22 protein-coding genes, 1 tRNA gene and 2 pseudogenes are annotated in these 26,211 nt (G+C 65.4%); 14 read left to right on the top strand and 11 right to left on the bottom strand.

What is annotated here, in order from left to right; genetic code table 11:
- Nucleotides 1-29 precede the first annotated feature (29 nt).
- Entirely contained in the window at nt 30-293 is a 264-nt protein-coding gene (locus tag ABIC35_RS18905) for a hypothetical protein (RefSeq protein WP_121075805.1), read from the top strand.
- A gap of 163 nt (nt 294-456) precedes the next feature.
- Here ABIC35_RS18905 and ABIC35_RS18900 read toward each other — a convergent pair whose 3' ends face one another.
- From ABIC35_RS18900 to ABIC35_RS18890, 3 genes are all read right to left on the bottom strand, one after another.
- Nucleotides 457-987: a hypothetical protein gene (locus ABIC35_RS18900; RefSeq protein ID WP_121075808.1), complete on the bottom strand. Its 531-nt coding sequence runs from the start codon at nt 985-987 to the stop codon at nt 457-459.
- Nucleotides 984-1,910 carry a hypothetical protein gene (locus tag ABIC35_RS18895; protein ID WP_147425860.1) on the bottom strand — a complete coding sequence of 309 codons (927 nt, stop codon included), beginning with the start codon at nt 1,908-1,910 and terminating at the stop codon, nt 984-986. The genes ABIC35_RS18900 and ABIC35_RS18895 overlap by 4 nt, the downstream gene beginning before the upstream one ends.
- Before the next feature lie 61 nt (nt 1,911-1,971).
- A complete protein-coding gene (locus ABIC35_RS18890; protein ID WP_354278555.1) occupies nt 1,972-2,967 on the bottom strand; it encodes an HNH endonuclease in 996 nt (331 codons plus the stop codon).
- Nucleotides 2,968-3,555: 588 nt separating this feature from the next.
- On the opposite strand from ABIC35_RS18890, the gene ABIC35_RS18885 reads away from it, so the two are divergent.
- The 5 genes from ABIC35_RS18885 (at nt 3,556) to ABIC35_RS18865 (ending at nt 8,807) form a co-directional block, all read left to right on the top strand.
- Nucleotides 3,556-4,170 carry a hypothetical protein gene (locus ABIC35_RS18885; RefSeq protein WP_121075813.1) on the top strand — a complete coding sequence of 205 codons (615 nt, stop codon included), beginning with the start codon at nt 3,556-3,558 and terminating at the stop codon, nt 4,168-4,170.
- Between the two features lie 112 nt (nt 4,171-4,282).
- Nucleotides 4,283-5,176, top strand: coding sequence for a hypothetical protein (locus ABIC35_RS18880; RefSeq protein ID WP_121075817.1), 894 nt, complete (start codon nt 4,283-4,285; stop codon nt 5,174-5,176).
- A 9-nt stretch (nt 5,177-5,185) separates the two neighbouring features.
- Nucleotides 5,186-5,800, top strand: a complete 615-nt coding sequence (locus ABIC35_RS18875) for a hypothetical protein (RefSeq protein WP_121075819.1) — start codon at nt 5,186-5,188, stop codon at nt 5,798-5,800.
- A complete protein-coding gene (locus tag ABIC35_RS18870; protein ID WP_220667344.1) occupies nt 5,797-8,211 on the top strand; it encodes a hypothetical protein in 2,415 nt (804 codons plus the stop codon). Before ABIC35_RS18875 ends, ABIC35_RS18870 begins: the two co-directional genes overlap by 4 nt.
- A 101-nt stretch (nt 8,212-8,312) precedes the next feature.
- Entirely contained in the window at nt 8,313-8,807 is a 495-nt protein-coding gene (locus ABIC35_RS18865) for a hypothetical protein (RefSeq protein WP_147425862.1), read from the top strand.
- A gap of 99 nt (nt 8,808-8,906) precedes the next feature.
- Here the strand turns inward: ABIC35_RS18865 and ABIC35_RS18860 are convergent, their stop codons facing one another.
- Complete coding sequence (locus ABIC35_RS18860) at nt 8,907-9,095, bottom strand: hypothetical protein (RefSeq protein WP_121075826.1); 189 nt, start codon at nt 9,093-9,095, stop codon at nt 8,907-8,909.
- Entirely contained in the window at nt 9,095-10,723 is a 1,629-nt protein-coding gene (locus ABIC35_RS18855) for a recombinase family protein (protein WP_147425864.1), read from the bottom strand. The genes ABIC35_RS18860 and ABIC35_RS18855 overlap by 1 nt, the downstream gene beginning before the upstream one ends.
- Nucleotides 10,724-10,822: 99 nt before the next feature.
- On the opposite strand from ABIC35_RS18855, the pseudogene ABIC35_RS18850 reads away from it, so the two are divergent.
- From ABIC35_RS18850 to ABIC35_RS18825, 6 genes and pseudogenes are all read left to right on the top strand, one after another.
- Nucleotides 10,823-12,250 (top strand): annotated as a pseudogene (locus tag ABIC35_RS18850) (YifB family Mg chelatase-like AAA ATPase); the annotation flags it as partial.
- Nucleotides 12,251-12,513: 263 nt separating this feature from the next.
- Nucleotides 12,514-12,813 carry an antibiotic biosynthesis monooxygenase family protein gene (locus ABIC35_RS18845; protein ID WP_121075828.1) on the top strand — a complete coding sequence of 100 codons (300 nt, stop codon included), beginning with the start codon at nt 12,514-12,516 and terminating at the stop codon, nt 12,811-12,813.
- Nucleotides 12,814-12,857: 44 nt separating this feature from the next.
- Complete coding sequence (locus ABIC35_RS18840; protein ID WP_121075879.1) at nt 12,858-13,697, top strand: formate/nitrite transporter family protein; 840 nt, start codon at nt 12,858-12,860, stop codon at nt 13,695-13,697.
- 72 nt (nt 13,698-13,769) lie between these two features.
- Nucleotides 13,770-13,855 (top strand) — tRNA-Leu (locus ABIC35_RS18835).
- Between the two features lie 306 nt (nt 13,856-14,161).
- Nucleotides 14,162-15,130 (top strand): annotated as a pseudogene (locus ABIC35_RS18830) (glycoside hydrolase family 43 protein); the annotation flags it as partial.
- 8 nt (nt 15,131-15,138) lie between these two features.
- Nucleotides 15,139-16,137, top strand: a complete 999-nt coding sequence (locus ABIC35_RS18825) for an arabinan endo-1,5-alpha-L-arabinosidase (RefSeq protein WP_121075882.1) — start codon at nt 15,139-15,141, stop codon at nt 16,135-16,137.
- Between the two features lies 1 nt (nt 16,138).
- Here ABIC35_RS18825 and ABIC35_RS18820 read toward each other — a convergent pair whose 3' ends face one another.
- The 4 genes from ABIC35_RS18820 to ABIC35_RS18805 are packed head-to-tail and all read right to left on the bottom strand — an operon-like array spanning nt 16,139 to nt 20,555.
- Entirely contained in the window at nt 16,139-17,134 is a 996-nt protein-coding gene (locus ABIC35_RS18820) for a glycoside hydrolase family 43 protein (protein WP_121075885.1), read from the bottom strand.
- Nucleotides 17,131-18,165, bottom strand: coding sequence for a glycosyl hydrolase family 43 (locus ABIC35_RS18815; protein WP_121075888.1), 1,035 nt, complete (start codon nt 18,163-18,165; stop codon nt 17,131-17,133). Before ABIC35_RS18815 ends, ABIC35_RS18820 begins: the two co-directional genes overlap by 4 nt.
- Before the next feature lie 60 nt (nt 18,166-18,225).
- Nucleotides 18,226-19,368 carry a cellulase family glycosylhydrolase gene (locus ABIC35_RS18810; protein ID WP_183049484.1) on the bottom strand — a complete coding sequence of 381 codons (1,143 nt, stop codon included), beginning with the start codon at nt 19,366-19,368 and terminating at the stop codon, nt 18,226-18,228.
- Between the two features lie 26 nt (nt 19,369-19,394).
- Nucleotides 19,395-20,555 (bottom strand): aldose epimerase family protein, encoded by a 1,161-nt coding sequence (locus ABIC35_RS18805; RefSeq protein ID WP_121075890.1) that lies wholly within the window; start codon nt 20,553-20,555, stop codon nt 19,395-19,397.
- Nucleotides 20,556-20,714: 159 nt separating this feature from the next.
- Between ABIC35_RS18805 and ABIC35_RS18800 the strand changes: the two genes are divergently transcribed.
- On the top strand, nt 20,715-23,495 hold the full coding sequence (locus ABIC35_RS18800) for a TonB-dependent receptor (RefSeq protein ID WP_121075893.1): 2,781 nt from the start codon (nt 20,715-20,717) through the stop codon (nt 23,493-23,495).
- Between the two features lie 70 nt (nt 23,496-23,565).
- Nucleotides 23,566-24,531 (top strand): family 43 glycosylhydrolase, encoded by a 966-nt coding sequence (locus tag ABIC35_RS18795; protein WP_121075896.1) that lies wholly within the window; start codon nt 23,566-23,568, stop codon nt 24,529-24,531.
- Between the two features lie 74 nt (nt 24,532-24,605).
- Here the strand turns inward: ABIC35_RS18795 and ABIC35_RS18790 are convergent, their stop codons facing one another.
- Together ABIC35_RS18790 and ABIC35_RS18785 are read right to left on the bottom strand one after the other, a co-directional pair.
- Entirely contained in the window at nt 24,606-25,319 is a 714-nt protein-coding gene (locus ABIC35_RS18790; protein WP_121075899.1) for a DUF6683 family protein, read from the bottom strand.
- A 17-nt stretch (nt 25,320-25,336) separates the two neighbouring features.
- The gene (locus ABIC35_RS18785; RefSeq protein WP_121075902.1) at nt 25,337-26,092 is read right to left on the bottom strand and encodes a DUF6683 family protein; all 756 of its coding nucleotides are present in this window, start codon (nt 26,090-26,092) and stop codon (nt 25,337-25,339) included.
- Nucleotides 26,093-26,211 lie beyond the last annotated feature (119 nt).

Genomic DNA, 26,211 nt, shown 5'->3' with positions numbered 1-26,211 from the left:
CAGTCGCTGAAGTCATCTAGGGAGGCCGCATGTCCGCAGAGGAAGCCAATACGGGCCGCGAGATCATCGGCAAGGCCATTGCGGCGCTTGATGAGGGCTATTCGGTCCTGATCAGGCTTAGAGGGCGCGGCAGGGGCATCAAGGCTGTCAAAATCGTGCCAGACAGCCTGAGCTTCCGGGTTGATGAGGCTGATGGGTTTAGCTGTGATGTGGCGTTCAGTGCCGTCGAGCACGTGGCGTACAGCAAGGATGCTGGAGGCGAGAAAGGCTTCAACATGGAAAACCTGACCTGAGAATGGCTGCCTCCGCTTTCGATGAAGCGGATTTGCGGGGATTGGGACGAAGCCGTCGTTCGGGCACAGTGGGCTGAACGGCAGCTCCATCGTCAGAACCTGACGCTTAGCGGACGGTCTTCCGAACAGGAACTTTAACGGAAACCATCTCCGCCACGTCAGCTTATTTGGGACTGTCGCGGTATTCCTTCTGAAACAAAGCATGGGATCGCTTCACAATCATCACAAACGTCAAAATGAAATGAGAGTAAAGTACAACCGCGATTGCTGGCCAAAGCCCTTCTTTTAGTTCCGCGACATAAAAGATCAGAAACGCGATGAGGGCGATGCAGCTAACAATCGTGAGGTATGAAATGTTCGAATTTAGCTCCCCTAGAAGCTTGCGGCGATCTGCTAAGTCCATCCTTTGCGCATCGGCTTGGCGTTTGTCCGATGGCTCATCCCACTTCCGCTGAAATATTGCAAAAATAGCGACCTGAATGTTCAGCAGGAGCGCCAGAAAAATACCGAAGAAGGTTATTGAGACATTATATCCCTCAGGTTTAACCTTGAACGACAAGAAATATGCAATCGCCCCCGCCGCGATTGGCGCTCCGTAGAACACGATCACATCGACAAAGTTTGTCCGGTTCGATTGAGCATCGTAAAGCGTTGCCCAATGATCACGAATGATCGAGGTGACGTTGATTTTCACTCCTTCGAACCCTCTAACGTTTCAAAAAAGTCCCGTAGGATCGAATCGGACTCCTTCTTCAGCGATTCGAACGTGGGATGTCCATCGGCACCTCGAACGATCACGTCGGTAACGTCGATCACGCCCGCCTCGCCATTGAAGCCCAACACACCAACTCGTCGCGTCCGATTCCCTACGCGAATCTCGGCAACGGCCTCAGAAAACTCGATACCATCGTGCGTAATGATGGTTTTTGCGCCGTCGCTTCTGACTGATTTTAGCAGAGACGTGAGATCTCCAAGATTTTTTCGCCGCCTTGCCGACATTATAATCTCGAAATCGATCGGCTCGGGCGAAGGGTTGTCGAAATAACGATCTGCGATGTCACTCGAAGCCTTACGCTTTATAAGTCGAAGCTGCTTCACCGGGGCCGAGTAATAGGCGCTACCCTTCGCATCGTTCGGTAATAGCTTCTTGAAGCTGAGAATGTGATCTGGGTTTGCATTTTCAAATGCTTCCTTCATCTTTGTCATCACTAAGCTGATACATGATCTGCCCTGAAATGACTGAAATGTAGCCAAGCCAAATGCGCTCTGGTCGGGGCACCAAAATTCGTAAAAGAGGGGGATTTCTTCGATATCGGTGGTTTTCCGCCGATAGTTTTTCTTCTTGGTCTTCGTGTCTATGAAATCACTCTCGAATCCGAAGGTGCCGTAATGTACGTATCCCTGGCTGTTTCCAGGCCCATCCTCGTCCTTCTCTTCGAAATACCAACTGCGTTCCAACGCGTCGTTCTGAACGACACTGTTGTGCAGCTTCATGAAGGCAGTGATAAAGTCCGGAACCGACTGGTTTAGTTTTTCATCGTCGAAAGCAACAAGCGAAGATTTTCCACGTGCGTGCACACCAATCCGGTAAACTCGCAGGCCGATAGCACTTGCCATAGAATGTCCTGTTCTCAAATCAAAAGAATCTGTAGATAAAGACAGATGTGCGCAAATGCCACTAATGTCTCGATATAGGTGAACAAGCGCCCAATTTCTCACTGCTCCCAATTTTGACGATCGCTTTTAAATCGGCGAGGGTGAGCGGAATGCGGCTTCGATGCGCCATGCGGTGACAGTTCGCGCATAGCAAAACCAAGTCCGTTAGCTTAGTCTTCGTGCCGGGCTTCATCATGTGAACGGGCGTCGTGTGGTGGATTTCGATGAACTGTGCACCTAGCGGCCCGTAAGTCGCTTCGAAATCAAAAGTGCATGCTTCACACTCGAAGTCTCCAGCAGCTCTTGCGGCTTTGAGCTTTTCTCGAATAACACGCGGATCGCGTTCGTGGCGCTTGTGAAGGCGCATGATGACGCCGCCTTCCTCCCCCTCATAAGGTTCTACCGTTGGCAGTTTTGCCACGGCTTCCTCATTTGTGTTCGCCACGGCATCTCGGATTGCCTTCGCATCGGCTGCCAGCTCGATCCGGCGCCCGACGTATTCCGCCCAAACCGCTTTATCGAGCGATCCCCCGGCCTTCATGCCCACTTTGCCTTGCACGATGAATGTCGGGTCTAGAGCCCGGATGTTCATCATCTTTAGATATACGCCATCAGGATTTCGAAACGTCGTACCGCCGACGCCACCAGATAAGCGATGGATCTTGTTCAGGAGGTGCGACAGTGCCGCCACCGCTGCACTCTTTTTCCCCGGCGGATTAGCCGGATTTGTGAAATATAGTTCTAGCGCGAGGATCAGTTCGTCGCGCGTCCAATCCGGGTTGCGTCCTGGCGTTCCAATTTCAAATCCCAGTTTGCGCAGCTTGCGAACTACCGTGGCTTCTCCACTCTTGAATGCCGACGCAACGAGCGGCACCCCGTCCACGAACTTGTGTGCCGCGCCTGCGATGGCCTTGGCTGGATATTGATTGCCGTTGAGCTTGATCCAAATGCGCTTCGGTTCCGGGAAGCCATACTGCGACAGGAACGGCTCGTGCCCCATGGCTTCATATTCCGCCAATGCGGCTTCTACAGCCGGTCTCGTCAATTCACTAAGCCCCATACTCACAGCATGGCAGCGAATCCGCCTTTACGCTAGATCGCGCCAGCGGATACCCATCCGCGACCGACGATTATCGAGTCTTATTCAGGCTTCTCGGCTGCTTCGTGAGCAACTACTTCTGGGATCGACGACAGTCGCCTGAACCGCTGAGATGCGCCGCCAACTGGCGAAAGAGCGATCATTGACCGCTTCCAGCCTGAGCGGCCGTTCCTGCCCTCCGCTCGGAACGCCGTATATTGGTTGTTAGCTGCCATGCCAGCGCCGCGGGGTCTGTTGCAGCTACCCGGTGAGAGCCCGGCGGATAACTAGATGAAGCACTTGGCCGCCGATCTTCGAAAGAGATCAAGGCCTCCATCGAGGTGCTCCACGGCAGCTGTGGGCGGTCGATCAGTGGTCAATTAAATCAAATAGTTAGCGCTAGTACGGATATAAGCACAACAGTCGACGATAGACGGCGGCCGCCGCCTCTCGAAAGTTCGCGACCGACTCGCGCCGCATTAGCGTGCAGACATCTTATCTTCCCTACACCCGAAAGGATCGCGCTGCATGATTGAGCGCACCCTGAGCTACGGCAAGCAACCCATCCGTATCCATGTGATGCCGGACGGGTGGTGGCTTGCCGCTTACGACATTTTCAGAGCCACGAAGTGCGAGCACGACCGCGAGTACCTATCGTACTTCGATCCCGCACACCTACGCCGGCTGACATTCTCGTCCACTGAGGGGCCCGTCGAGCTGACAGCCGTGTCGCCTCTCGGCGCGGCAACGATCGCGCTCGGCCTCTACTTTCCGTCCGATCGCATCATGGATGCCACCATCCGCAAATGGGATGGCCTCCTCGCCGCTGAGTTCGGCTTCCCACCCATGGGATGGACCGTCCTCGCAGACGGCAGGCTCCCGGTGAAGCCGCAGGGTAGCACAGAGCTTTTCTACCACTGGAAGGGCTTGGAGATGCAGATGCCGGACACCTGCGACCGCCGGGACCCCAACTTCTACGAACCGGCGCTGTTCGACAACGCACCGGGCGTCCCTCCGCACGATCCTGCGGCAATCTTCGGCGAGGTTGAGGCTGCGAACGCAAAAGCCGAAGCCAACCTCCAGCCCATCACTCCCGGACCCGCCCGGTACACCAAGTCACGGCCCAGAAGCCGCAGACGCTGAAAGAACCCAATGCACCTAACACCTGCCTACTCGTGGCCGCGCTATCGCGTCCGCGCTCGCACCGTCACGTTCAGACCGCAGGCCCTTCCGGCCGCCCAAAGAAGAGGCTGATATGCTGCCATTCATCGGCTTCCCCGGCGTTGCATCAAGCCCCGCCTTCGCCGCCTCTTCGCTTCCAGCCGCTCCCCCGACCGGCGCTGATGGCAACCACTTCCGCGACCCCTACAGGGACTATCCCGGTGACCTCCAAGCGCCTTCCGCACCCGGCAGCGCCCCCCGTCTACCTTCGGCCCCGCCCGTCCCTGGGGCGCACCTTTGGGACCCCGGCAACCGCCACAAGACGCTGATCGCTCTCGGCACTGGGCTCCTCTCAGGCAACAGCCTCGCAGACGGTATCGGCCGTGCAGGGGCGAACGCGCTGGGCCTCGAAGAGCAGCTCAAGGCCGAACGCCGCGCCCAGCTCCCACAGCGCCAGTATGGAGGCCCGGACGACGCTTTCGAGATCGTCACGAACCCTAGCACCGGAGAGCACACTGTCCGGTCGGTCCAGCAGTTCATGGACTACGCGACGGCCAAGCGCACCAAGGCCAAGGACACCGCAGACCTCAATGGTCGCGCCATGGCGGCGCTACAGCAGCTTCCCGAGGCCGACCGCCCGGCGGCCTACGCCATGATGCTCCAGCACCCCGACCAGTACGGCATCGACGCCGAGCACATGCCGGCCGCTTACGATCGCCAGTACGCGGACATGACATCGCGGATGGGGATGACTGTTGCCCAGGCTCAAGCGATTGAACGCAAGGCCGCTGAGGACGCCGCAAGGGCTGAGGCTCGCAAGCGGGCCGACGAGGATCGAGCGGCACGCACCAGGGCCCTGGTCTCCCGCAGTGCAGCACTCACGGCCCAGGGCCAGCAGCGTATCGGCATCGCAGCCGCAAAGGCGAAGACCGGCGGCCCTCACAAGGCCGCTGGGGCTCACCCCGACCTCACCTACGTCTTGAACTAAGGAACCCCCATGTCACAGAATGACCCCCTGAAGGAGCGCATTGGCCTCCTCGAAATGGGCGAAGCAAAGGGTAGGTTGAAGCCCGAGCACCAGGCCGAGCTGGCGAAATATCGCGCCCAGGGCCTCGCTAGGCCGGCGCCCTCTGCGGACGGAAGCCCGAGCATGTCCCTGGAGATGCCGAAGGCGCGAGACGACGCCCGAAAGGCCCTTGCGCTTATCGACCGCGTTACTCCCCTCCTCGACAACGTGGACAAGCTCCAACGGACCGCAATGCGGGGACAGGGCCTTGCAGGGCTCAAGGAGTACAACCCGTGGCGACGCGAGAACCAGGAGTACGATGCGGCTACCGCGATGCTGGCAACCGCTGTCCGGCCGGCGACCCGAGTGACCGGCGAAGGCTCCACTTCGGACTTCGAGTCCAAGCTCGCCCTCCAGGTCATCCCCGATCGCTGGAACTTCGACGCGAGGAACGAGGGCGCCATTAAGAGCCTCCGGACCTTCCTCAACACCAGCCGCGAAAACTACACGAAGCAGCTCGGCGGCGGTCTCCCCAAAGCGCCTCCGCCCCGCAGACCCGCCGCTCCCGCCCAAGGCGGCGGCTGGACGGTCACCAGGACGAAATGATGCAAGACACATTCACGGTCCGCGCCCCCGATGGCTCGGAGTATCGGGTCCAGGCTCCCGCCGGGGCCACTGAGCAGGACATCCTAGCCCGCGTTCAAGCGGAGCACGATGCTGCCCCCCAGCGGATGTCGGCAGAAGACGAAGCGGACTACATCAAGCTCGCTCAGGACCCGCACGCCACGGCCGGACAGCTCGTGGACTATGTGGCCTCTAAGGGCTTCAACCTGGATCGCCGCACCGCCGACGAGTTCATAGAGCAGCGGGAGGCCGCAGGCGGGCAGGCGGGTAGCCGAGTGTCCTATTTGGACGCGCAGCCGTCTCAGGCCGCGCCAGAGTCCCTCCGGGCCGCCCCAGCGGCACCCGAGGAGCACAACAGCCTTCGCGAGGACATTCGGGCCGCCGCCGGCCGGATTGCGGATGGTGCTCTGCCGGGTGCTGCGAGCACCATCCGGGGCCTCCGAGGCGCGATCGACAACGCTTGGGACTGGGCAGTCCACGGCAAACCGCTGGAGCCCGGCAAGGCGTTCGACGAATACTCCGACGACATGAAGAAGGTGACGAAGCGCTTCTCAGACGAGCACCCCGACCTCGGGGATGGCCTTGGCTGGGCAGGCTTCGGTGCGAGCTTTCTGGCGCCCGAGCTTCGGGTGGCCAGGGGCGCAGGCCTCGGCTCCCACGCCGTCAACGGGCTCGCCACCGGCGCGGCTTACGGCACTGCCGGCGGCCTCCTCAACGATAGCGGCGAGGGCCGCTTAGCGAACGCAGGCAATGGCCTCATGTTCGGCGGTGCCGTTGGTGCCGCTGCACCCGCACTTTTACGCGGTGGCGCCGCTGCGGGCTCCTATGCGCTCCGCACGGTCCCCTTCGCCGACCGAGCCGTAGAGGCCATCGGCGACGCCGCAAGCCGGGTCCGCGGGCTCCCTGTGCCCCCTCCGAACCGTGCAGCCCGCGCCCAGGCCGAACGCCTGATCGGCACGGAGATGCGCAACGGCAACCTCGCTCAGGGCATGGGTGCAACCGGCGCCGCAGCGACCCCGGCGAGCGTCGAGGCCGAAGTGGCCCGCCGGCAGGCACTCGGGACCCCCGCGATGCCCGCAGACACCACGGAGGACCTTCGCCGGCTCACGAGCTGGGCCCTGCAAGGTCGCGGTCCGATGACGACGCGAGCCCGCGCGGCGCTGAGTGCCCGACAGGCACAGCAGGGGACTCGCATCCGCCAGCACGTGCAGGATGAGCTTGGGCAGGCCGTGGACCCCATCCAGGCCGCCGAGGACATCAACGCCCGCGCTGCGGCTGCATCTGGCCCCGGCTACCAGCGGGCCTATGCGCAGCCGATGGTGCTCACTCCCGAAATCGAGAGCATCATGCGGACGCCGGCCTTCCGCAACGCCCTCCCGCAGGCCGTTGAGAACATCCAGAACGCTCAGCGCAACCCGACCGAGTTGGGCTTCCGGCTCCACCCGGACGGCTCGATCGAGGGCGCCAACACGCTCAGCGTAGAGGGATTCGACCAGGTCATCCGGGCCATGCGCGATTCCGCAACGGCCGCTATGGACACCTCAGGCTTCCGTCCGAGGAACACGACCAACTCGGTTCACATCAACGCCCGTCGCCAGGACCTTCAGCGCCTCATTGGGGAGCAGAACGAGCCCTACCGCGACGTGGTGGCGAACTATGCGGACGAGATGGCCATTCGAGATGCTCTCGGCCAAGGCCAGGAGGTCGCGAAGCTCACTGGGCCTGAGATTGCCGGCCAGATGGCAGATATGCCCGACCACGCCCAAGAGGCGTGGATGACCGGCGCTCGGACTGCTCTGGCAGACAGCGCAACTGAAGGCGGCCTGAAGCCCACGGCCAACGTTGCCCAGCGCATTCGCCAGCAAGTCGGCCTCTCCGGAGGCGGCAGCTACGCGGCTCCAGGCGACGCAGCGAAACTCCAGGCCACCGAGACCATGTCGGGCCGCCCCGGCGTCATGAACCGCCTGGATGACCGGCTCGAAGCCGAGGACCAGGCCTACAAGACCTTCTCGGAGACCTTCGGCAACTCGAAGACCTACGGGCGGCAGGCGTATGACGAAGCCATCAACGGCGGGGATGCGAAGGTTGCGGCGAAGTTCCTCACAGGTCGCGCAATCGGCGCCACCATGGACCTTCTGTTCCGTGGCCGTGGCGCAGGTCGCTTCAAGCAAGCGGTCCAGGAGCGTGTCGCCGAAGTGCTGACCGCTGCCAACCCGGCGGACGTCACCGAGGCTATGGCAGCGATTCAGCGCCGTGCCGAGACTGACCGGGCCTTCAACGCCTCCCTTCAGCGGGCAGGCATCAAGCTCGGCCAGCTCACCGCCCTCCAAGCAGCCGGTATGCCCACCGCGGCGGACCCCGTGCCTCCCGCAGCCATTCCCGGCTACCGCTAACCACCTAACGAACCCCGCCGGCAACTATCCGCTGGCGGGGTCGTCGCACATGAGATTACACCATGCCCTCTAAGCCGACTGGCCGCCCTCGTGGGAGACCCGTGGGAGTCAAGAACAAGCCCAAGACAATTGAAGCGTTCGTACTCCAGCAGATCAGCTCTCCGATCTCGCCGCTGTCCTTGCCCCCGAAGAAGGCGCCGCGAGGACCATGGGCCAACATGACCCCCGAGCAGCGCAAGGAATACTCTGCGAAGCTCGTAGCTGCACGGAAGGGCAATCGCCCAAACACGAACCTCCCCGGCAAGCCTCGCCGCCTGACCCATGGGCAGTGGGCAGCAATCAAAGAGGAGGCGGAAGGGGACGCAAAGCGGATCATCGCCAGAATGAAGGACGCCGGCCAGCTCCCTGATGACCCCCGCGCCGTCGAGGCCCTCCAAAAGGCCGTTACGACCTTGCGATCCTCTCAGAACCCGAAGGACGTAGCCGCCCTCGGGCGCCTCATCCTCGACTTCACGAAAGTCCGACCGGCCCAGAAGGTCAACCACACGGTCCGGTCCGCTGAGGACATCCTCGACGAGATGGCCGAGGACAAATGACCCTCCCGGCTTCTTCGTCGTTCCCAGCTGCAGCCAGATGCTAACTACCCCCAGCGCCCTCTTCGGGTGCCGGGGGTATTTTATCGACCAGCCTCCGATTTAGCCCCGCAGCTTGGCCAACAGCAGCTCAAGGTCCTCCTCGGTGAGAACTACGCGATGCCGCATTTTTCTTCCGGGCTCCGCCTGATCAACGACGATCAGCCCATCACCCATGAGTTCTGCGACGATGTCATTCTCGGGGATGTGAATGGTCAGGCGATCGGAGGAGACTACCAATTCGGGTGACATCACGACGCCTGCTCCGAGTTCGATTCATGATTGCTGGACGCCTGCACATCGAAAAGGATGGCGTAAGTGATCCGGCACAAGCCGCCAGCCTTCCACTCAAAGTCTAGGGTCCCATCCGGCGAGTTGACTATAACCCGGCTGAACAGGGTTCGGAGTGCTTGATTGGCAGCCGCTCGGTCTATTTCGCCGTTGGTCTTGTTAAGAGCTTCGATGGCGCGATCGACCCTTGCGGCAATGATCGTGTGGTCAGCGGCGACGTTGAGTTTCCTCAGGCGCTCCAGCTCTTCGCTTTGGTCCTTACGCGCCTCGGCGAGCTGCCGCAGCTTTTGGCGCAGAATGCGACGGACATTCTCATCGTCCTCCGCAGCCAGATCGTCGACCAAGCGCCCGATGTCGTCGCTCACGTGGCTAAGGCGATCTTCTGTTTCGGCTATCCGGACTGCCAGGTCACCATCGGTGGCATCCAGGCCCTCCCGCTGCCGGAGCCTTGCGGGAAGGTCCCTCAGCAAACGCTCTTCGATCAGCGCGTACCTTACGGATCGGTACTCACATGCCTTGCCCGCTTTCGCCATCGAGCAGACCAAGCTGGGGTACGAGCGCTTGCCCTTCATCACGCGGACCATGCTGCCCCCGCACTTCGGGCAGGCAGTCAGCCCAGCCAGCAAGTTCTGCGTGGGGAAGAGGGCCCTAGGGGCACGCACGCGGTCACCTCGGGCGGCTTTAGCGGCGTTGGCTTCCCTGAAGATCTCCTCCGATACCACAGGCGGATAGTAGTCCCTTACCGTCTCTTGAGGCACCCGCGACATCACGCCTTCTTCATCGTGCGCGGTGCGGTGGAGGGTGATTTCTCCGATCGCGGCAGGGTTCTTGAGGATACGGGCGATATAGGACCGGTGCCACATCTTGGCCTTGCGCTTCCCTCGCCCCCATGTGTCGACGCCTTCGGCGTTGAACGTGTTCGCTATCGCCTCGACGCCAGTGCCACCAATCGCCATCTCAAAGATGCGGCGGACAACGGCCGCGCGTTCTTCGATCAGCTCCAGCTTGCCTGTCGCATCGTCCAAGGCGATCCAAGCGGGGGTCATTGAGGTGAGGGGCTTCGAGCCTATCTGCGCCATCTTGTTGCCCCATGCGGCGCTGCCGCGCTCGGACTTCGTGCGGCTTTCCTCATTCGCCCGCATGAAGAGCACCACGGCCATGATCAGGGACGTGAAGTCCTTCTTCAGGGACTCCCGAGTGTACTCCCGGCCGTCGCTAATCGTCACCACCGTCACGCCGTGCCGCACGATGTCACGAAGCACATCGATTGCGTCCAGCGGGTCCATTCGACTGATGCGGTCTAGCTGTTCCACCAGGAGCACGGAGCCGGGCTCCACATGTCCGGCCGTAACAGCCTCCAGGAATACAGCGAGCCTTCCAGCCTTGTAATTCGCGCCGCGGTATCCCGAGCGGCCGACGTCATGGAAGGTGAGCGTCTCATCCAGTTCCAGCCCATGCTGCTGAGCGTACCGCTTTGCCAGCTCGTGCTGGCGCCGGAAGCTGTCCCCCTTACCCTGCTCGGGCGTACTGAACCTGATGTAGGAGTATGCTTTCCGAGGTCGCCCACCCGCCGTGTTGTCCGTTTCCATTTCCAACCAATCTTCGTCTCGGTAACGCATAGATGCCTCGGGCCCCGAGAAACGCGCCAAGCTCAACCGCTTTGGCTCCCCGCTCTCTGTGGGTCAACTGTCCCTACAAGGGTCGTCGTCGGCCTGCCCGACAAGGCGGTGGCGGAAAGCCGCGAGCGGGTGCGCGCCGCGATGGCCGCGATCGGGCTGGCGCTGCCGCCCAAGCATATCGTGCTCAACCTCTCGCCCGCCGACCTGCCCAAGGAAGGATCGCATTTCGACCTGCCCATCGCGTTGGCGCTGCTGGCGGCGATGGGCGTGATCGATGCCGAGACGATCGCGGGCTATGTCGTGGTCGGCGAACTGGCGCTCGACGGGCGGATCGCGCCCTCGCCGGGGGTGCTGCTCGCGGCGATGCACGCGGCCGAGGCGGGCAAGGGGCTGGTCTGCCCCGCCGCGCAGGGGCCCGAGGCGAGCTGGGCAGGGCAGGTGGAGGTGCTCGCCGCGCCCGATCTCATCAGCCTGCTCAACCACTTCAAGGGCAACCAGCTGCTCCCCGGCCCGGCGCCGGGCGAAGTCGACCCGCCGGGTGCGGGGCCGGATCTCGCCCAGGTAAAGGGGCAGGAGACCGCCAAGCGCGCGCTGGAGATCGCGGCGGCGGGCGGGCATAACCTCTTGTTCGTAGGGCCGCCGGGGGCCGGCAAGTCGCTGATGGCGGCGTGCCTGCCGGGCATCCTGCCGCCGCTGGAGGCGGCCGAGGCGCTGGAAGTGTCGATGGTCGCCTCGGTCGCGGGCACGCTGCAGGGCGGGCGGCTGACCCGCACCCGGCCGTTCCGCGCGCCGCATCACTCGGCGTCGATGGCGGCGCTGACCGGCGGCGGGCTCAAGGTGAAGCCGGGCGAGGTGAGCCTCGCGCACCTAGGCGTGCTGTTCCTCGACGAACTGCCCGAGTTCCAGCGCGCCGTGCTCGATTCGCTTCGGCAGCCGCTGGAGGCGGGCGTGGTGAGCGTCGCGCGGGCCAATGCGCATGTGACCTTCCCGGCGCGGGTACAGCTGATCGCGGCGATGAACCCGTGCCGCTGCGGGCATCTCGGCGACCCCGCGCTCGCCTGCGCCCGCGCGCCGCGCTGCGCGGCGGACTATCAGGCCAAGGTCTCCGGGCCTTTGCTCGACCGCATCGACCTGCATGTCGAGGTCCAGCCGGTCACCGCCGCCGACCTCGTCCTGCCGCCCCCCGCCGAAGGATCGGCCGAGGTCGCGGCGCGGGTCGCGGCGGCGCGGGCGCTCCAGACGGCGCGCTATGCGGGCACGTCGGTGCGGACCAATGCCGAGGCCGATGGCGAACCGCTGATGGCGGTCGCAACGCCCGACGATGCGGGCCGCAAGCTGCTGGCCCAAGCGGCCGAGGCAATGCGGCTCTCGGCGCGGGGCTATACCCGGGTGCTGCGGGTGGCGCGCACGATCGCCGATCTGGCAGGCGCCGAGGGAGTAGGGCGCATCCATGTGGCGGAGGCACTCAGTTACCGCCGCCAAGCGCCGCGGAGTTGAGGCACGAATGTGGATCGAGGCGATTTTGGAGTATCTTGTCGCGATCGGTAGTCCCGATCGCGAGACATGGCGGCTGTGGCTCGCGATTTTGGTGGTCGGCATACTCCTTTGCGTGGTGCTGGCGATATTCGCGTAGCGCGGCAGCGGCTTCGTCAGAGGCCCGTCCGTCAAGACCAACCCGCGGATGCCTTACCCAGCATTTTCGGGCTCCTACCTTGAGGCGCAGGGCGCGCGCGATTTTGTGGCCGCCACCGGAACTGCAGATGATCGCCTTTTTCAACCTCTTCCACGTCGCACCCGCCGATCGGCAGCGCGCCATCGACTTGCTGCGCGGCATCACCGACGCACATGTCCGCAACGCGCCCGGCTTCATATCTTCCACGCTGCACCGGAGCGCGGATGGGGCAAAGGTCGCGATGTACGCGCTGTGGCGCGATCAGGCCTCCTATGACGCGATGCGCCGCGACCCGGCGCCCTCGGCGGCGCTGGCGGAATTGATGGAGATCGCCCGCTTCGAGCCCGGCCAGTTCGAGGTCGTGCAGACCTTCGCCGGGCAGGGCTGACCCTTCGCCCGGCAACCTCCCGCGCGCCACCGCGTTCAGGCCCGGTGCAACAGCCCCGAAACGAAGCGCCCGAAGGCGAAGAGCCCGATCTTCCTCCCGACGAGGAGGAAGAAGTCCAGGACCGCGAGGCTGCGTCCTCGCGCGTCATCCATGAGGTCATTCGCCGCCAGGGCGACGAGGAGCTCGACCGGCCGGCGAGTTCGCTGTTCTTCTCCGGCGTGGTCGCGGGCGTGGCGATGGCGGCCTCGGTGCTCGGGCGCGGGCTGATCGAGAGCCATCTGCCCGACACCGAATGGCGGCTGCCGGTGGCGAGCATCGGCTATTGCCTGGGCTTCGTGATCGTCGTGCTCGGGCGGCTGCAGCTGTTCACCGAGAGCACACTGTCCGCGGTGATCCCCGTCGCGGCCAACCCCAGCTTCCGCAACTTCGCGCGGCTGGGGCGGCTCTGGGGGCTGGTACTGGCGGCGAACCTCGCCGGCACGCTGCTGATCGCCTGGCTCGCGACCGAGGGCTGGGTAGGCACGGAGGCGAGCACCAAGGCGATGCTCGATACCTCGCGCAGCCTGCTCGAACTGACGGGATGGGACGCGGTGCGCGCAGCAGTCCCGGCGGGGTTCCTGATGGCCGGCATCGCCTGGTCGCTGCCCGGCGCGCGGCGGCAGGAATTCTTCGTGCTGGTGTTCTGCACCTATTTTATCTCGCTCGGCGAGTTCGCCCATGTCGTGGCGGGCGCGGTCGAGGCATGGATGCTGTGGCTGGCGGGCGAGGCGAGCCTCGGCTGGGTGCTCGGCGGCTTCCTGGCGCCGGCGCTGCTCGGCAACATCCTCGGCGGATCGGTGCTGTTCGCGCTGCTGGCGCATGCCCAGGTCCGCGAGGAGACGTGATCGGGCAGAACGTCGCGCTACCTTTCCGGTTGCAGGGCGCGAGCCGCGCGCTATAGGCTCGGTGGCCATCACGCGGGCGTGGCGGAATGGTAGACGCAACGGATTCAAAATCCGTCGTTGGCAACAACATGTCGGTTCGAGTCCGACCGCCCGTACCACCCTCCCTGCGCAAAAGCCGCCCAATGCGGGCTCCGCCCTGCGGACCGGCACGCCGAGCCTTGGTTCTCGCTGGCGCGCCGCGCGTGCGTTGCGCATGCGCCGATGGGCTTTGATTTGACGCCGCCTTCCATTTGTCTGACTAGTGAGCCGCGCAGACCGCCTCGATGTGGGCGGCTGCACGCGGAGAGGCGGAAATGATGGAAGAAGCAGGATTATTCGACAGCACCGACGCGCCACGGCAGGGCGGCGACGCGTCCACGGTCACGCGCCGCCTGTTCCTGGGTGGTGTGGCAGCCGTTTCCGCGATGCCGGCGATGGCGCGCACCACCGGGACGATCGTCAACCCGGTCGTTCGGCAGCGGGCCGATGCGCAGGTCTTCCGGCACACCGACGGCTGGTATTATCTGACCGGGTCGGTGCCCGAATATGACCGGCTCGTGCTGCGTCGCTCCAAGACGCTGGCGGGCCTGGCCACCGCACCCGAGCGCGTGCTGTGGCGGCACGAATCGCGCGGGCCGATGTCCGGCTTCCTCTGGGCACCCGAGCTGCATCGGATCGACGGCAAATGGGTGATGTATTTCGCCGCGGGCCCCAGCGGCGGCGGCGAGGACGTGTTCCGCATCCGCACCTACGCCGTGGTGTGCGACGGACCCGATCCGATGACCGGCGCCTGGTCGGTGCTCGGGCAGCTCGAGACGCCGTGGGACAGCTTCAACCTCGATTCGACCAGCTTCGTCCACAAGGGCCTTCGCTACCTCGCCTGGGCGCAGCGCGAGCCCGGCATCGACACCAACTCGAACCTGTACCTGGCGCCGCTCGCCTCGCCGCTGAAGCTGGCCGCCAAGCCGGTGCGGCTGTCGGTACCCACGCTCGACTGGGAAATCCGCGGCTTCAAGGTCAACGAGGCGCCCGCGGTACTCGCGCGCAACGGCAAGCTGTTCATGACCTATTCGGCGAGCGCCACCGATTCGCGCTACTGCCTAGGCATGCTCACCGCCCGCGCGGATGCGGACCTGATGGACGCGGCCAGCTGGACCAAGTCACCGGTCCCGGTGTTCCAGACCTCCGCCGCGCACAAGATCTACGGGCCGGGGCACAACAGCTTCACGGTCGACGAGCAAGGCCGCGATGTGCTGGTGTACCATGCGCGCGACTATGCCGAGATCCAGGGCGATCCGCTGTTCGATCCCAACCGCCACACCCGCATGCAGTATTTCCGCTATCAAGCCGACGGGTCGCCGGACTTCGGCGAGCCGGTCGCCAACGGACCGTTGCGCCGGCCGTGAAGCGCTCCGCGTCGCTTGCACTGGCCCTGCTCGCCGCGGCGGGCGGGGCGGCGGCCAGTGCGCCGCGCCCTGTGCCGCTGGTACTGGAGGGGGCGGTCGCTGGCGTCCACGACCCCGCGATTCTCAAGGACGGCAACACTTACTACCTGTTCGTCACCGGTCATCTCGGCAGCGCACAGGGCCTGCTGCCGCTGCGCACCTCCACCGATCTGCGCCACTGGACGCTGCGCGGCGCGAGCTACGCGACGCTGCCGGACTGGGTGCGTACTGCCGTGCCGGGTGCAACGGGGATCTGGGCGCCGGACCTCTCGAAAGCCGGCAACGAATATCGGCTCTATTATGCGGTCTCGACCTTCGGGAAGAACCGCTCCGCCATCGGCCTCGCCACCGCGCCACGGATCGACCCGGCCGCCCCGACGGCAAATTGGGTCGATCGCGGACCGGTCGTGCAATCCGGGCCGGGCGACGATTTCAACGCGATCGATCCAATGCCTTTCGGCGACAACCAAGGCCGCGCCTGGTTGGTGTTCGGCAGCTTCTGGTCGGGAATCAAGCTGATCCGGATCGACCCCGCCACCGGTCTGCGGCTGTCGGGCGACGCACCCCCGCGCGCGCTGGCGGCGCGTCCCGCACCGGGCGCGGTAGAGGCGCCTTATGTGATCCGTCACGGCGCGCACTATTATCTGTTCGTGTCCTTCGACTTTTGCTGCCGCGGGGCAGCGAGCAGCTATCACACCGTCGTTGGCCGGTCCTCGGCACCCGAAGGCCCCTATGTCGATCGCGCGGGACGGGCGATGCTCGCGGGCGGCGGCACGGTCGTGCTCGGCAGCGGACAAGGCACCCGCTTCGTCGGGCGCGGGGGTGCCTCGATCCTCCAGCGCCGCGACGGCGATTTCATCGTCTACCACGCCTATGACACGGCGCATGGCGGCACCCCGACGCTGCAAATCCAGCGGCTGGGCTGGACCCCCGACGGCTGGCCGGTCGCGCGCTAGCTTATCGGGGCGGCGCGAGCGGGGCGATCACCCCGGCGGGTCCGGTGACGTCCGGCACTCCATCCCGCCAGCGGACGCGCTGGATGCGCGGCGCGCGCTTGGCGGTGCAGCCCATCCCCGCCGCCGGATTGGCGTGGTAGACGATCCAGGTCTCGCCGCCGGGCGTCGTGAAAAAGCCGTTGTGCCCGGGCGCAAAGATGCGCTGCGCCGGGTTGGTCGCAAGGATCGGGGCAGGTGCCTTGGTCCAGGCCGCGGCATCGAGCGGATCGCTGCCTGCGGGGGCACGCAGCAGCCCGATCGCATAGCCGTCGGACCAGCAGGCACTGCCCGAATAGGTGAGGTTTAGGGAGCCGCTCGGACCCTCCAGATACTCCGGGCCCTCGACGATCTGGCGGCCGCCCTGGCGCTCCCAGGCGCGGTCGGGGCGCGCGATCGTCGTCTCCGCGCCGGTCAGCGTCCAGGGATTGGCCATCGCGACGATCCGCAGCGCGCTGTCGGGCCCGTCATAGGCGGAATAGACGAAATAGCGCCGGCCCCGATAGGCGAAGGTGGTGCCGTCGATCCCGGTAAGCTGCGTCTTTAGCCGACCGCGGTCGACCCAGCTGCCCCGCGTGGGATCGCGCCCGGCATTCTCCAGCACGAAGATGCCGCGATGGGCGTCGTCATCATGCCCTGCCGCCGCGGCGGTATAGTAGAGGTACCAGCGGCCGCCGATCCGGTGGAGCTCGGGCGCCCAGATCGACTGCGCGTTCGGACCGGCGGCCGGCGGCGTCCACACCGTCACTTCCGGCGCGTCGGCGAGGCGGGAGAGGTCCCGCGTCTTGCGGATCGCCAGCCGATTGCCCTGCGTGTTCATGTAGTAATAGGTCTGCCCGTCGCGCACGATCCACGGGTCGGGACCGGAGTCCAGCAGCGGATTCTGAACCTGCCGGGTCTCCTGCGCCCCGATGGGAGCGGCAAGGGCCAGCAGGGCGAGCGGAAGGAGCTTGGGGATCATGGGTTCGGGAACGCCTTCAGCAGTGCGTCATATTGGCGCCGCGTGATCGGGAGCATCGATCCGTGACGGATGCCCGCGGGCATCTCGTAGCGGTTCCATGCAGGGACGCCGGTATTGCCGGAGACCTGGAACCAGGGCCCATGCAAGGTCGGGGCCTTGGACAGGCCGTAGCTGGTACCGGCATATTGCTCGTAATAGAGGAACCAGTCGGCGCCGTCGGGCGCGCGGATCAGCGTGGGCGCCTCGCGGAAATTGGGGCTGAGCGGCGGGCTCGGCAGCGGATACGGGCCTAGGAGGCTCCCGGCGCAGCTGATCCGGATCGTCTTGCCCGTCGTCCAGTCATAGCTCGGATAACGCTCGTCCTTGAGGATCGCGCAATAGCCGCCGTGATCGTCGGGCTGCAGGATCGTGTCGATCGTCGCCATGTCCCAGCCGAACAGGCGGCGGGGCTTGTCGGGGAACGACCGGAGATCGCGCGACAGCACATAGAGGGTGCGCTGGCTGGCCCAATAGCGTTCTGGGTCCTGCGCATCGCCGTCCTCGTTGGGCGTGTGCCAGCTAAGCAGGAAATGGCCGGACGCGCGATCGAAGAACAGCTTGGGTGCGCCGATCCGCTGGAGGGCGTGCGGGTGGCCGGAGATGTTGGTCAGGTCTGGCTGATAGGTGCCGAACGGTGTCCAGCGGATCAGATCGTCCGAGACCCAGAAGCGGATCAGCGGATCCTCGTCGCTGCGGTTGCCGACTAGATAATAGCGCCCGTCTGGCCCGCGCGCGATTGAGGCATGGCCGTGATAGTCGGTGGAGACGGGGCGGCCGCCATTCAGCCGCGTCCAGTGCAGCCCGTCGATGCTGACCGAATAATGGAGGACGCCGTAGCGCTCCTTGGTCATGTGCGCGAACAGATAGGCCTTGGCGGGGTCGACGGCGGGCGTCTCGGGGCCGCCGGGCGCGGTCTGCGCGGAGGTCGACGTCACGCCTGCGAGCGCGACCGCGGTCAGGGCGAAACGGCGCAGCGATCGAAGCAGGTCCATCGTGCTCTCCCTCCAGTGGAGCGGCTGCACCGCACATACGGCGGCGGTGCAGCCTGCCGGTCAGCGCGCGGCCGGCACCACGCCCTTGGGCGCCGCGGACAGGCGCCGGATCAGGTCGACCTCGGCCTGGCGGTAGGGCTTGCCGTCGCCGTGGAAGACCTCGTGGAACCAGATGGTCGGCTCCTCATAGGTATAGGGCTTCTTCCAGCTGTCCCAGGGCAGTCGGGTCTGCGACTTGCCGTCGACAAAGCCCCAGTTGAACATGGCGATGTTGAGCCGCTTGCCGATCGGCAGCGTGCCGTCGAAGGTCGATCCGTTGCCGCGCGCCATATATTCGGTACACAGCACCGGGCGGCCATAGCCGAGCATCTGGTTGGCGCGGCGCTCGAACGTCTCGGGCCAGCTGTAATCGTGGAAGCTCAGCACGTCGGACTGGGCGATCTGGATCTTCTCGACCGCGTCGAGTGTGCTCTGATCGTCCCAATGGTCGCCGATCCACACGCCTGAGGTCAGCGGCTGGACCGGGTTCGCCGAACGCGCCGCGGCGAACACGCGCGGCAGCAGCAGGGCGACGTACTTGTTCTTGTCCGGCGTCGGCGCGTAATTGCCGCCGCCGGGGTTGTTGGGCTCGTTCCACACGTCCCAGCCGAGTACGCGCTCGTCCTTGGCGAAGGTGGTGACGATATCCTTCACATAGGCTTCCAGCTTGCCGTACTGCGACGCGTCCTTGAGCCGCGCGGCGCCCGGCGACTGGGCCGATCCCGAATTGTGGACGCCGGGGATCGGCGGGTGCTGCGGGCCGGCATGGGGATCGGGATCCCAGCAGCTGTCGAAGAAGATCCACAGCGTCTTGATGTGGTGCTTCGCCGCGATCGTCATGAACTCGTCCATGCGGCGCTTGAGGCCCGGCGCGTCGGTTTCCCAGAGCAGGTGATGCAGGTTCACCCGCATCACGTTCATGCCGATCTTCTCGGCCCAGCCGAGTTCGAGATCGATGCGCTTGGGATCCCAGGTCTCGGCCTGGAACATCTCGAGCTGGTTGATCGCGGTCGCGGGGGTGAAGTTGGCGCCCACCATCCAGGGCTGCTGGGCATACCAGCTATTGGCCTGCGCCTTGGTCCATTGGTCGCGCGCCTGCGCGCCCGGCGCGGTGGCGGCGATCGCCAGCGCCGCGCCGGCGAGAAGGAATGTGCGGCGGATCATCATATGGTCTGCTCCCCTAAAGTCGTTCAGCGCTTCTTCGGCGCCGCGGCCTGGCCGGTGGTAAGGCGGTAGGTCATCACGTTGCGATAGGTCTGGCCGGGATCGAGCCGGGCGTTGGGAAAGCCCTTCTGGTTGGGCGCGTCCGGGAAGATCTGCGGCTCCATCACGATCGCATCGCCCTCGCGGTAGATCCGCTTGGACTTGCCGTGGGTGGTGCCGTCGAGGAAATTGCCCGAATAGAATTGCAGCCCCGGCTGGTTCGACCAGAGCTCGAAGCCGCGGCCCGAGGCGGGATCATAGACCTTCGCCATCAGATGCTGGTCGCGCGTCACCTCGCGGCCGATCACCCAATTGTGATCATAGCCCCGGCCGAAGACGATCTGCTGGTCGCGCGCGTCGCGGACGCGGTCGCCCACCGCCTGCGGCGTGCGGAAGTCGAACACCGTGCCGGCGACGCTCTTGAAATCGCCCGTGGGGATCGCGCCCGCATCGGTGGGCAGATAGGTCTGCGCCGGGATGGTGACGCGGTGGCCCATCGCGCCGCCCGTCGCGCCCTCGCCGGACAGGTTCCAGTAGCTGTGGTTGGTGATGTTGGCGATCGTCGGCGCGTCGGTGGTCGCCGTGTAGGTGATCGTCAGGTTGTTCTGCTCGTCCAGCGCATAGGTCGCGTCGACGGTCATCGTGCCGGGATAGCCCTGGTCGCCGTCGCGGCTCACATAGCGCAGCGTCACCGAAGCGGTAGGGCCGTCCTTCACCGAAACCACATCCCACACCACCTTGTCGAAGCCGACGGTGCCGCCGTGCAGCGCGTTCTTGCCGTCGTTGACCGGCGTCTGGAACGTCCGACCGCCGATTTGGAAGCGGCCCTCGGCGAGGCGATTGGCAAAGCGGCCGACGGTGGCGCCGAAATACTGCCCCTTGGCGAGATAGTCGGCCATATTGTCATAGCCGAGGATCACGTCCGCCTTGCGGCCCGCGCGATCGGGCATGATCAGGGACTGGAGCATCGCGCCGTACGCGACGACGGTCGCCGAGACCCCGCGTCCGTTGCTGAGCGTGACCGAGGCGACGGCGCGTCCGTCGGCCATCTTGCCGAAGGTGCCGCGCCTGGCGGTAGCCGCGTCGGCGTGGCTCGTCAGCGCGACCATCGCGGCCAGGCCGCAGATCGCCGTTGTACCCTTCATCATCCTTCTCCTCCCAAGCAGCGTTTTCTTGCGATTCGCGTCGTGCGCAGAGCGCTTCGCTAAAAATAAGATAAATATGTTGCTTGCGATGTCGGGCTTATATAATCTCCGCATCACGAACAAGCCCGCCTTTCGAGCGGTGCGAAAAAGGGGAGGTTTAGCATGAAGATGAAGCCGTTGTTGTGCGCGTCCGTCTCGGCCGTGGTTGCTTTGGCACTGGCGCCCGCCGCGTTTGCTCAAACCGCGTTGGAATCGCCCAAGCCGCAAAGCTCCAGCGCAGACAGCATCAACCCCGCGTCGCCGGCCGCTGCCGTGCAGGAAACGGGTGCGAGTGCCGAAGACACTATTGTCGTCACCGGCCTGCGCCGCAGCCTCCAGTCCGCCCAATCGATCAAGCGCAATTCGGACGGCATCGTCGACGCGATCGTCGCTGAGGATATCGGCAAGCTGCCCGATACCTTCGCGTCCTCCGCGCTGCAGCGCGTCGCCGGCGTCAACGTCACCCGCGGTGGCGGTGAATCGGCGGGCGTCACGGTGCGCGGCCTGCCCGACCTCACCACCACCTATAACGGCCGGCAGATCTTCACCGCCGAGGGCCGCTACGTCCAGATCCAGGATTTCCCGGCGGGCACGGTCGCCGCGCTGGAAGTGTTCAAGTCCGGCCTCGCCAACCAGATCGAGGGCGGTATCGCCGGCGAGATCAACGTCCGCGGCCGCCGGCCCTTCGACTTCAAGGGCTTCGAGCTGTCCGGCTCGGTCAACGGCGTACTCTCACAACAGTCCAAGGGCACGACCTGGAACGGCAATCTGCTGGTCAGCGATCGCTGGAACACCGGCATCGGCGAGATGGGCCTGCTGGTCAACGCCTCCTATGTCGGCATCAACTTCCTCGATTCGACCCGCGAACAATCGCTGGTGATCCAGACGACCAATGCCGGCAACGCCCCCGCCGGCCAGGCGGGGCTGCGCTACCCGGACGCGCAGGGCCTGTTCCTCGGCTATGGCGATCGCTGGCGCCCCTCGGCCAACGCCGCCTTCCAGTGGAAGCCGACGCCCGAGCTGGAGATCTACGCCGACGGGCTGTTCCAGGGCTTCCGCTCGCGCGACTATAATCGCTACATGTTCATCCCGATCTTCGGGGACAATCTGCAGCTGTCGAACATCACGACGCAGGCGAACGGCCGGAACATCGCCAGCATGACGGTGTCTGGCGCATCGCGCCCCGACGGCTATAGCGGTTCGTTCAACGGCCATACCGACACCTATCAGGGCGGTGGCGGCGCGATCTGGACACGCGACCGGCTGCGCATCTCGGCCGACGTCGCCTATACCGACAGCACGTATACGGCGAACAACGTCAACATCGACTATGCCGCGGCCAGCTCGCCGGTGCGCAACGTGCAGTTCGAGGCACCGGTCGACGGTGGCCCGAGCCAGCAGTTCGTCAATTTCAGCCTCACCGATCCGGCCAACTTCATCAGCCGCGGGCTCTGGCAGGAGCTGCTGGTGGTGAGCGGCACCGACTGGCAGGCGCGCACCGACCTGTCCTATGATTTCGACGGCGGCTTCCTCAAGCGGATCGATGTCGGCCTGCGCTATTCCGACCGCAAGGCGGCGCGCGATCTCGGCAATCTCTACATCAACAACGAGCCCGCACGCGTTCCGCTGGCCTCGCTGCCGGGTGCCGATGTGCGCCCGACCCGGCCGGGTTTCGCCTATCACGACGGCTACCCCAATGTCTTCTACGCGGCGAGCACCCGCGACAGCATCCGCAACAACCTGCCGGCGCTGCGCAGCTTCTTCGGCGCGCCCGCGGGCATCCCGCCGTTCAACCCGGCCGAGACGTTCCGCGCGAACGAAAAGTCCTACGCCGCCTATGCGCAGGTGAAGTACGGCTTCGAGCTGGGCGGCACCAATATCGACGGCGTGGTCGGCCTGCGCGCGGTGAAGACCAAGACCGACATCAGCGGCTTCTCGCGCGTCGAGGATGCGGGCGGGGTCGTTACCAACCCGCCGGTCAGCGCCAAGAACGACTATACCGACTATCTGCCCAATGCGAGCGCCCGCATCGGCTTCACCGACAAGCTGCAGCTGCGCCTTGCCTTTACCCAGACGCGCACCCGGCCCAACTTCTTCGATCTGCGGCCCAACACCTCGCTGAACCAGCCGGTAATCCTCGCGCCGGGCGATCCCTGCCTTACCAACGCGACCACACCGGAATGCGTCGAGCGCCTGCGCCGCGGCGGATCGGCGGGCAACCCGTATCTCAAGCCGCTGACCTCGGACAATTACGACGTCAGCCTGGAGTGGTATTTCTCGCGGACCGGCTCCTTCACCGCCGCGCTGTTCCGGCACGACGCCAACGGCTTCCTGGCTACGGTCGACGATCGTACCCAGCCGGGGCTGCGCCTCGCCTCGCCGATCAACCTCGGCAAGACCAAGCTGCAGGGCGCCGAGGTGACCTTCACCAGCTTCCTCGACATCGACGGGCTGCCGGACTGGGCCAAGGGCTTCGGCATCCAAGCCAACGGCACCTATATCGACGCCAAGGGCGACCTGGTCCCCAATTTCGCCGCGACCTATGGCAATCAGCAGCAGGCCTTCCCCGGCGTGTCGAAATGGTCGGGCAACATTGTCGCGCTGTACGAGAAGCCGCAATTCTCGGCGCGCGTCGCCTATAACTACCGCTCGAAGTTCGTGTCCTTCTACAGCCTCGAGGCGCTCGACCCGATCGCCCATCCGGTGATCGAGAAGGGCCGCGGCCAGCTCGATCTGTCGGCGACGGTGACTCCGGTCGAGAACATCACCATCGCCTTCGACGTGGTCAACGTGCTCGGCAACCCGCTGCAGCGCTATCGCCAGTTCGACACCGGCGACAGCTACACGCGGCAGGTGCTGTATCTCGAGCGCGCCTATTCGCTGGGCGTTCGCTTCCGCTTCTGACCCGACGCACGGAGAGGGCAGGGCGTGGCCATGGTGCCGCGCCCTGCCTCGATATTGGTAAGGACCTCCTATGCGACGCTTCATCCTGGGCGCAGGACTGGCCGCGCTCCTCGCGGGCACCGCGCTCGCCGACAATCCGCAGTTCACCGGCGCGGACCCGCACGCGGTGTTCATCGGCAACGAGCTGTGGGTCTTCCCCACCGGCGGGCCCGGCGGCAGCTGGGCGGCGGACCGTTTCGGCGCCTTCTCGTCGCGCGACCTGCGGCATTGGCGCGCCCGCGGCGAACTGATCCGCCGAGAGCAGATCAGCTGGATCAAGGACGACGGTGCGCCGGCGCATTTCCTCTGGGCCCCGGCGATCGCGCGCCGCGGCGGCCGCTATTACCTCTATTTCTCGGTGGGGCCCCAGAACCCGACGCCGAGCCGCATCGGCGTCGCCGTCGCCGAGCGGCCCCAAGGCCCCTATCGCGACATCGGCCATCCGCTGATCGCCGATGGCGGCCACGGTTTCGAAGCGATCGACCCGATGGTCTTCGTCGACCCCCGATCGGGCAAGGCCTATCTCTATGCGGGCGGCAGCGCGGGGGCCAAATTGCGGGTGTGGGAACTGGGCGCGGACATGATCAGCATCGTCCGCGAAATCCCGGTCGCTACCCCGCCCAATTTCACCGAGGGCGCCTTCGTCCATGTGCGGAACGGCACCTACTATCTGTCGTACAGCCATGGCCGCTGGAACGGCCCCGACTATTCGGTGCACTATGCGACCGCCAAGTCGCCGACGGGGCCTTGGACCTATCGGGGCGCAATCCTCACAGCCGATGCGCGGCACCAGGGGCCCGGGCATCACAGCTTCGTCCGTACGCCCTCGGGCGCATGGCTGATCGTCTATCATCGCTGGGAGCGTCCGCCCGGCCCCGGTCCGTATAGCGGCGAACGCGAGATCGCGATCGACCGCATCCGCTATCGAAGCGATGGCAGCCTCCGCGAGGTGGCGATGACGGACGGTGCGGCAGCGCCGAGGCTTGCAGGCCACTAGGCGCCCCGGTAAGCGGCGCGCCTTGGTCCGTGGAGAGGCGGCGGGGGTGGTCCTCCCACGCGATCCGAGGTTGTTCAGTCAGCCCCCGCGGGAACGAACCCATGGGAGGTCAGGGTGATCGCATCGAGGTCAAGGCCCATGCCTTTGGCGCCCTGGCGCACCGCATCGCCGATCTGGCGGAGGCGGGCAGGGTCCTGCTTGGCCTGTTCCATCGCCACGTCGATAAGCGCGCTCTGGACCCACAGCGCTTCGGCGAGTTCCTGCTTCTGCGCATCGGAGGCCTGGGCGATCTCGCCGGTGGCCAGCACTGCGCGCGCGGCCTGCGCCTGCACGGCGGAGATCATCTGCTGCGGCGGGGTGTCGTTGTTGCCGCGCGCCGCGTGCCATGCGGTGAGCCACCAGAGCGCATAGGCATCGGCGACATCGTCGACGTGCAGCCCCTGCGACGCAACGAGCCCGCCGATCCGTTCGATGAAGTCCCCTTCCGCGAAGACCTTTTGCAGGTCGTCCGCACCCCTCGGATCCCTGGCGCGCGTCTTCTGGACGAAGGCGGCGAGGTTGGCGCTGCGGCGGGCCTTGGATGGGGTGTAGCGCAGCGCGGCCGGATTCACCGCAGGCTGCGCAGGCGCCCGCGGTTCGCTTTTGCTGCTGGAAAAGCGGTTGGCATGGCTTTCCAGCGCGATCCGCGGCCCTTCGTACAGCATCGGGCTGATCATCTGGGCCCGCGCCGCACCCGGCAGTGCGACGAGCGGGAGCGCGAGGAAGATGGCGGCGTGACGTCGCTGCATGCGGAGACCCTCCAGCGTCAGCCGCGGCGCTGGCGCAGCAGCAGGAAGCCGCCGATGCCCATGCCGCCGGCTGCCAGCGCAAGGGCGCCGTATGCGGGGGGCGTGCCGCCCTGTCCGGGCGCCGCGGCGGTAGGGTCGTTCCGCCCGACGCGGGCCGGCACGAACCCCTGCGCGGTCAGGTCGATCGCATCGAGGTCGAGACCCATGCCCTTGGCGCCCTGGCGCACCGCATCGCCGATCTGGCGGAGGCGGGCAGGGTCCTGCTTGGCCTGTTCCATCGCGACGTCGATCAGCGCGCTCTGGACCCACAGCGCTTCGGCGAGTTCCTGCTTCTGCGCATCGGACGCCTGGGCGATCTCGCCGGTGGCAAGCACCGCGCGGGCCGCCTGCGCCTTCACCGCGGCGAGAATTTCCGGCGGCGGCGTGTCATTATTGCCGCGCGCGGCGTGCCAGGCGGTGAGCCACCAGAGCGTATAGGCATCGGCGACGTTCTCGATCTGCAGCCCATGCGGGGCCACCATCGCGCGGATCCGCTCGATGAAGTCGCCCTCGGCGAAGACCTTCTGCAGGTCGGCCGCGCCTTGCGGATCCGCGGCGCGGGTCTTCTGGACGAAGGCCGCGAGATTGGCGCTGCGGCGGGTTTTGGAGGGGTGGTAGAGCAGATGCCCGGCGTTGACGGGCGCTGTTGCCCGGGACGCGTCGTCGCTCGGCAGCGGCCTTCCCTCGCGGCGCGCCCTCTCCTCGTCCTGCGCCATGCGGTCGTCGAGCATCATGCTCAAGGGGTCGGAGTGCGTGGCCGTGGAAATGATCCCTACCCAGCCTTGCTCCTGCGCCCGAGCGCTACCTGCCCAGGGCAGGGCCGATGCCAGGACGATCGCTGCTCTCAAGCTTC

The organism is Sphingomonas trueperi, from assembly GCF_040545965.1.
GTDB lineage: Bacteria > Pseudomonadota > Alphaproteobacteria > Sphingomonadales > Sphingomonadaceae > Sphingomonas > Sphingomonas trueperi_C.
The sequence above is the reverse complement of the archived record's forward strand: the minus strand, read 5'-3'. Positions and strand labels throughout refer to the sequence as shown.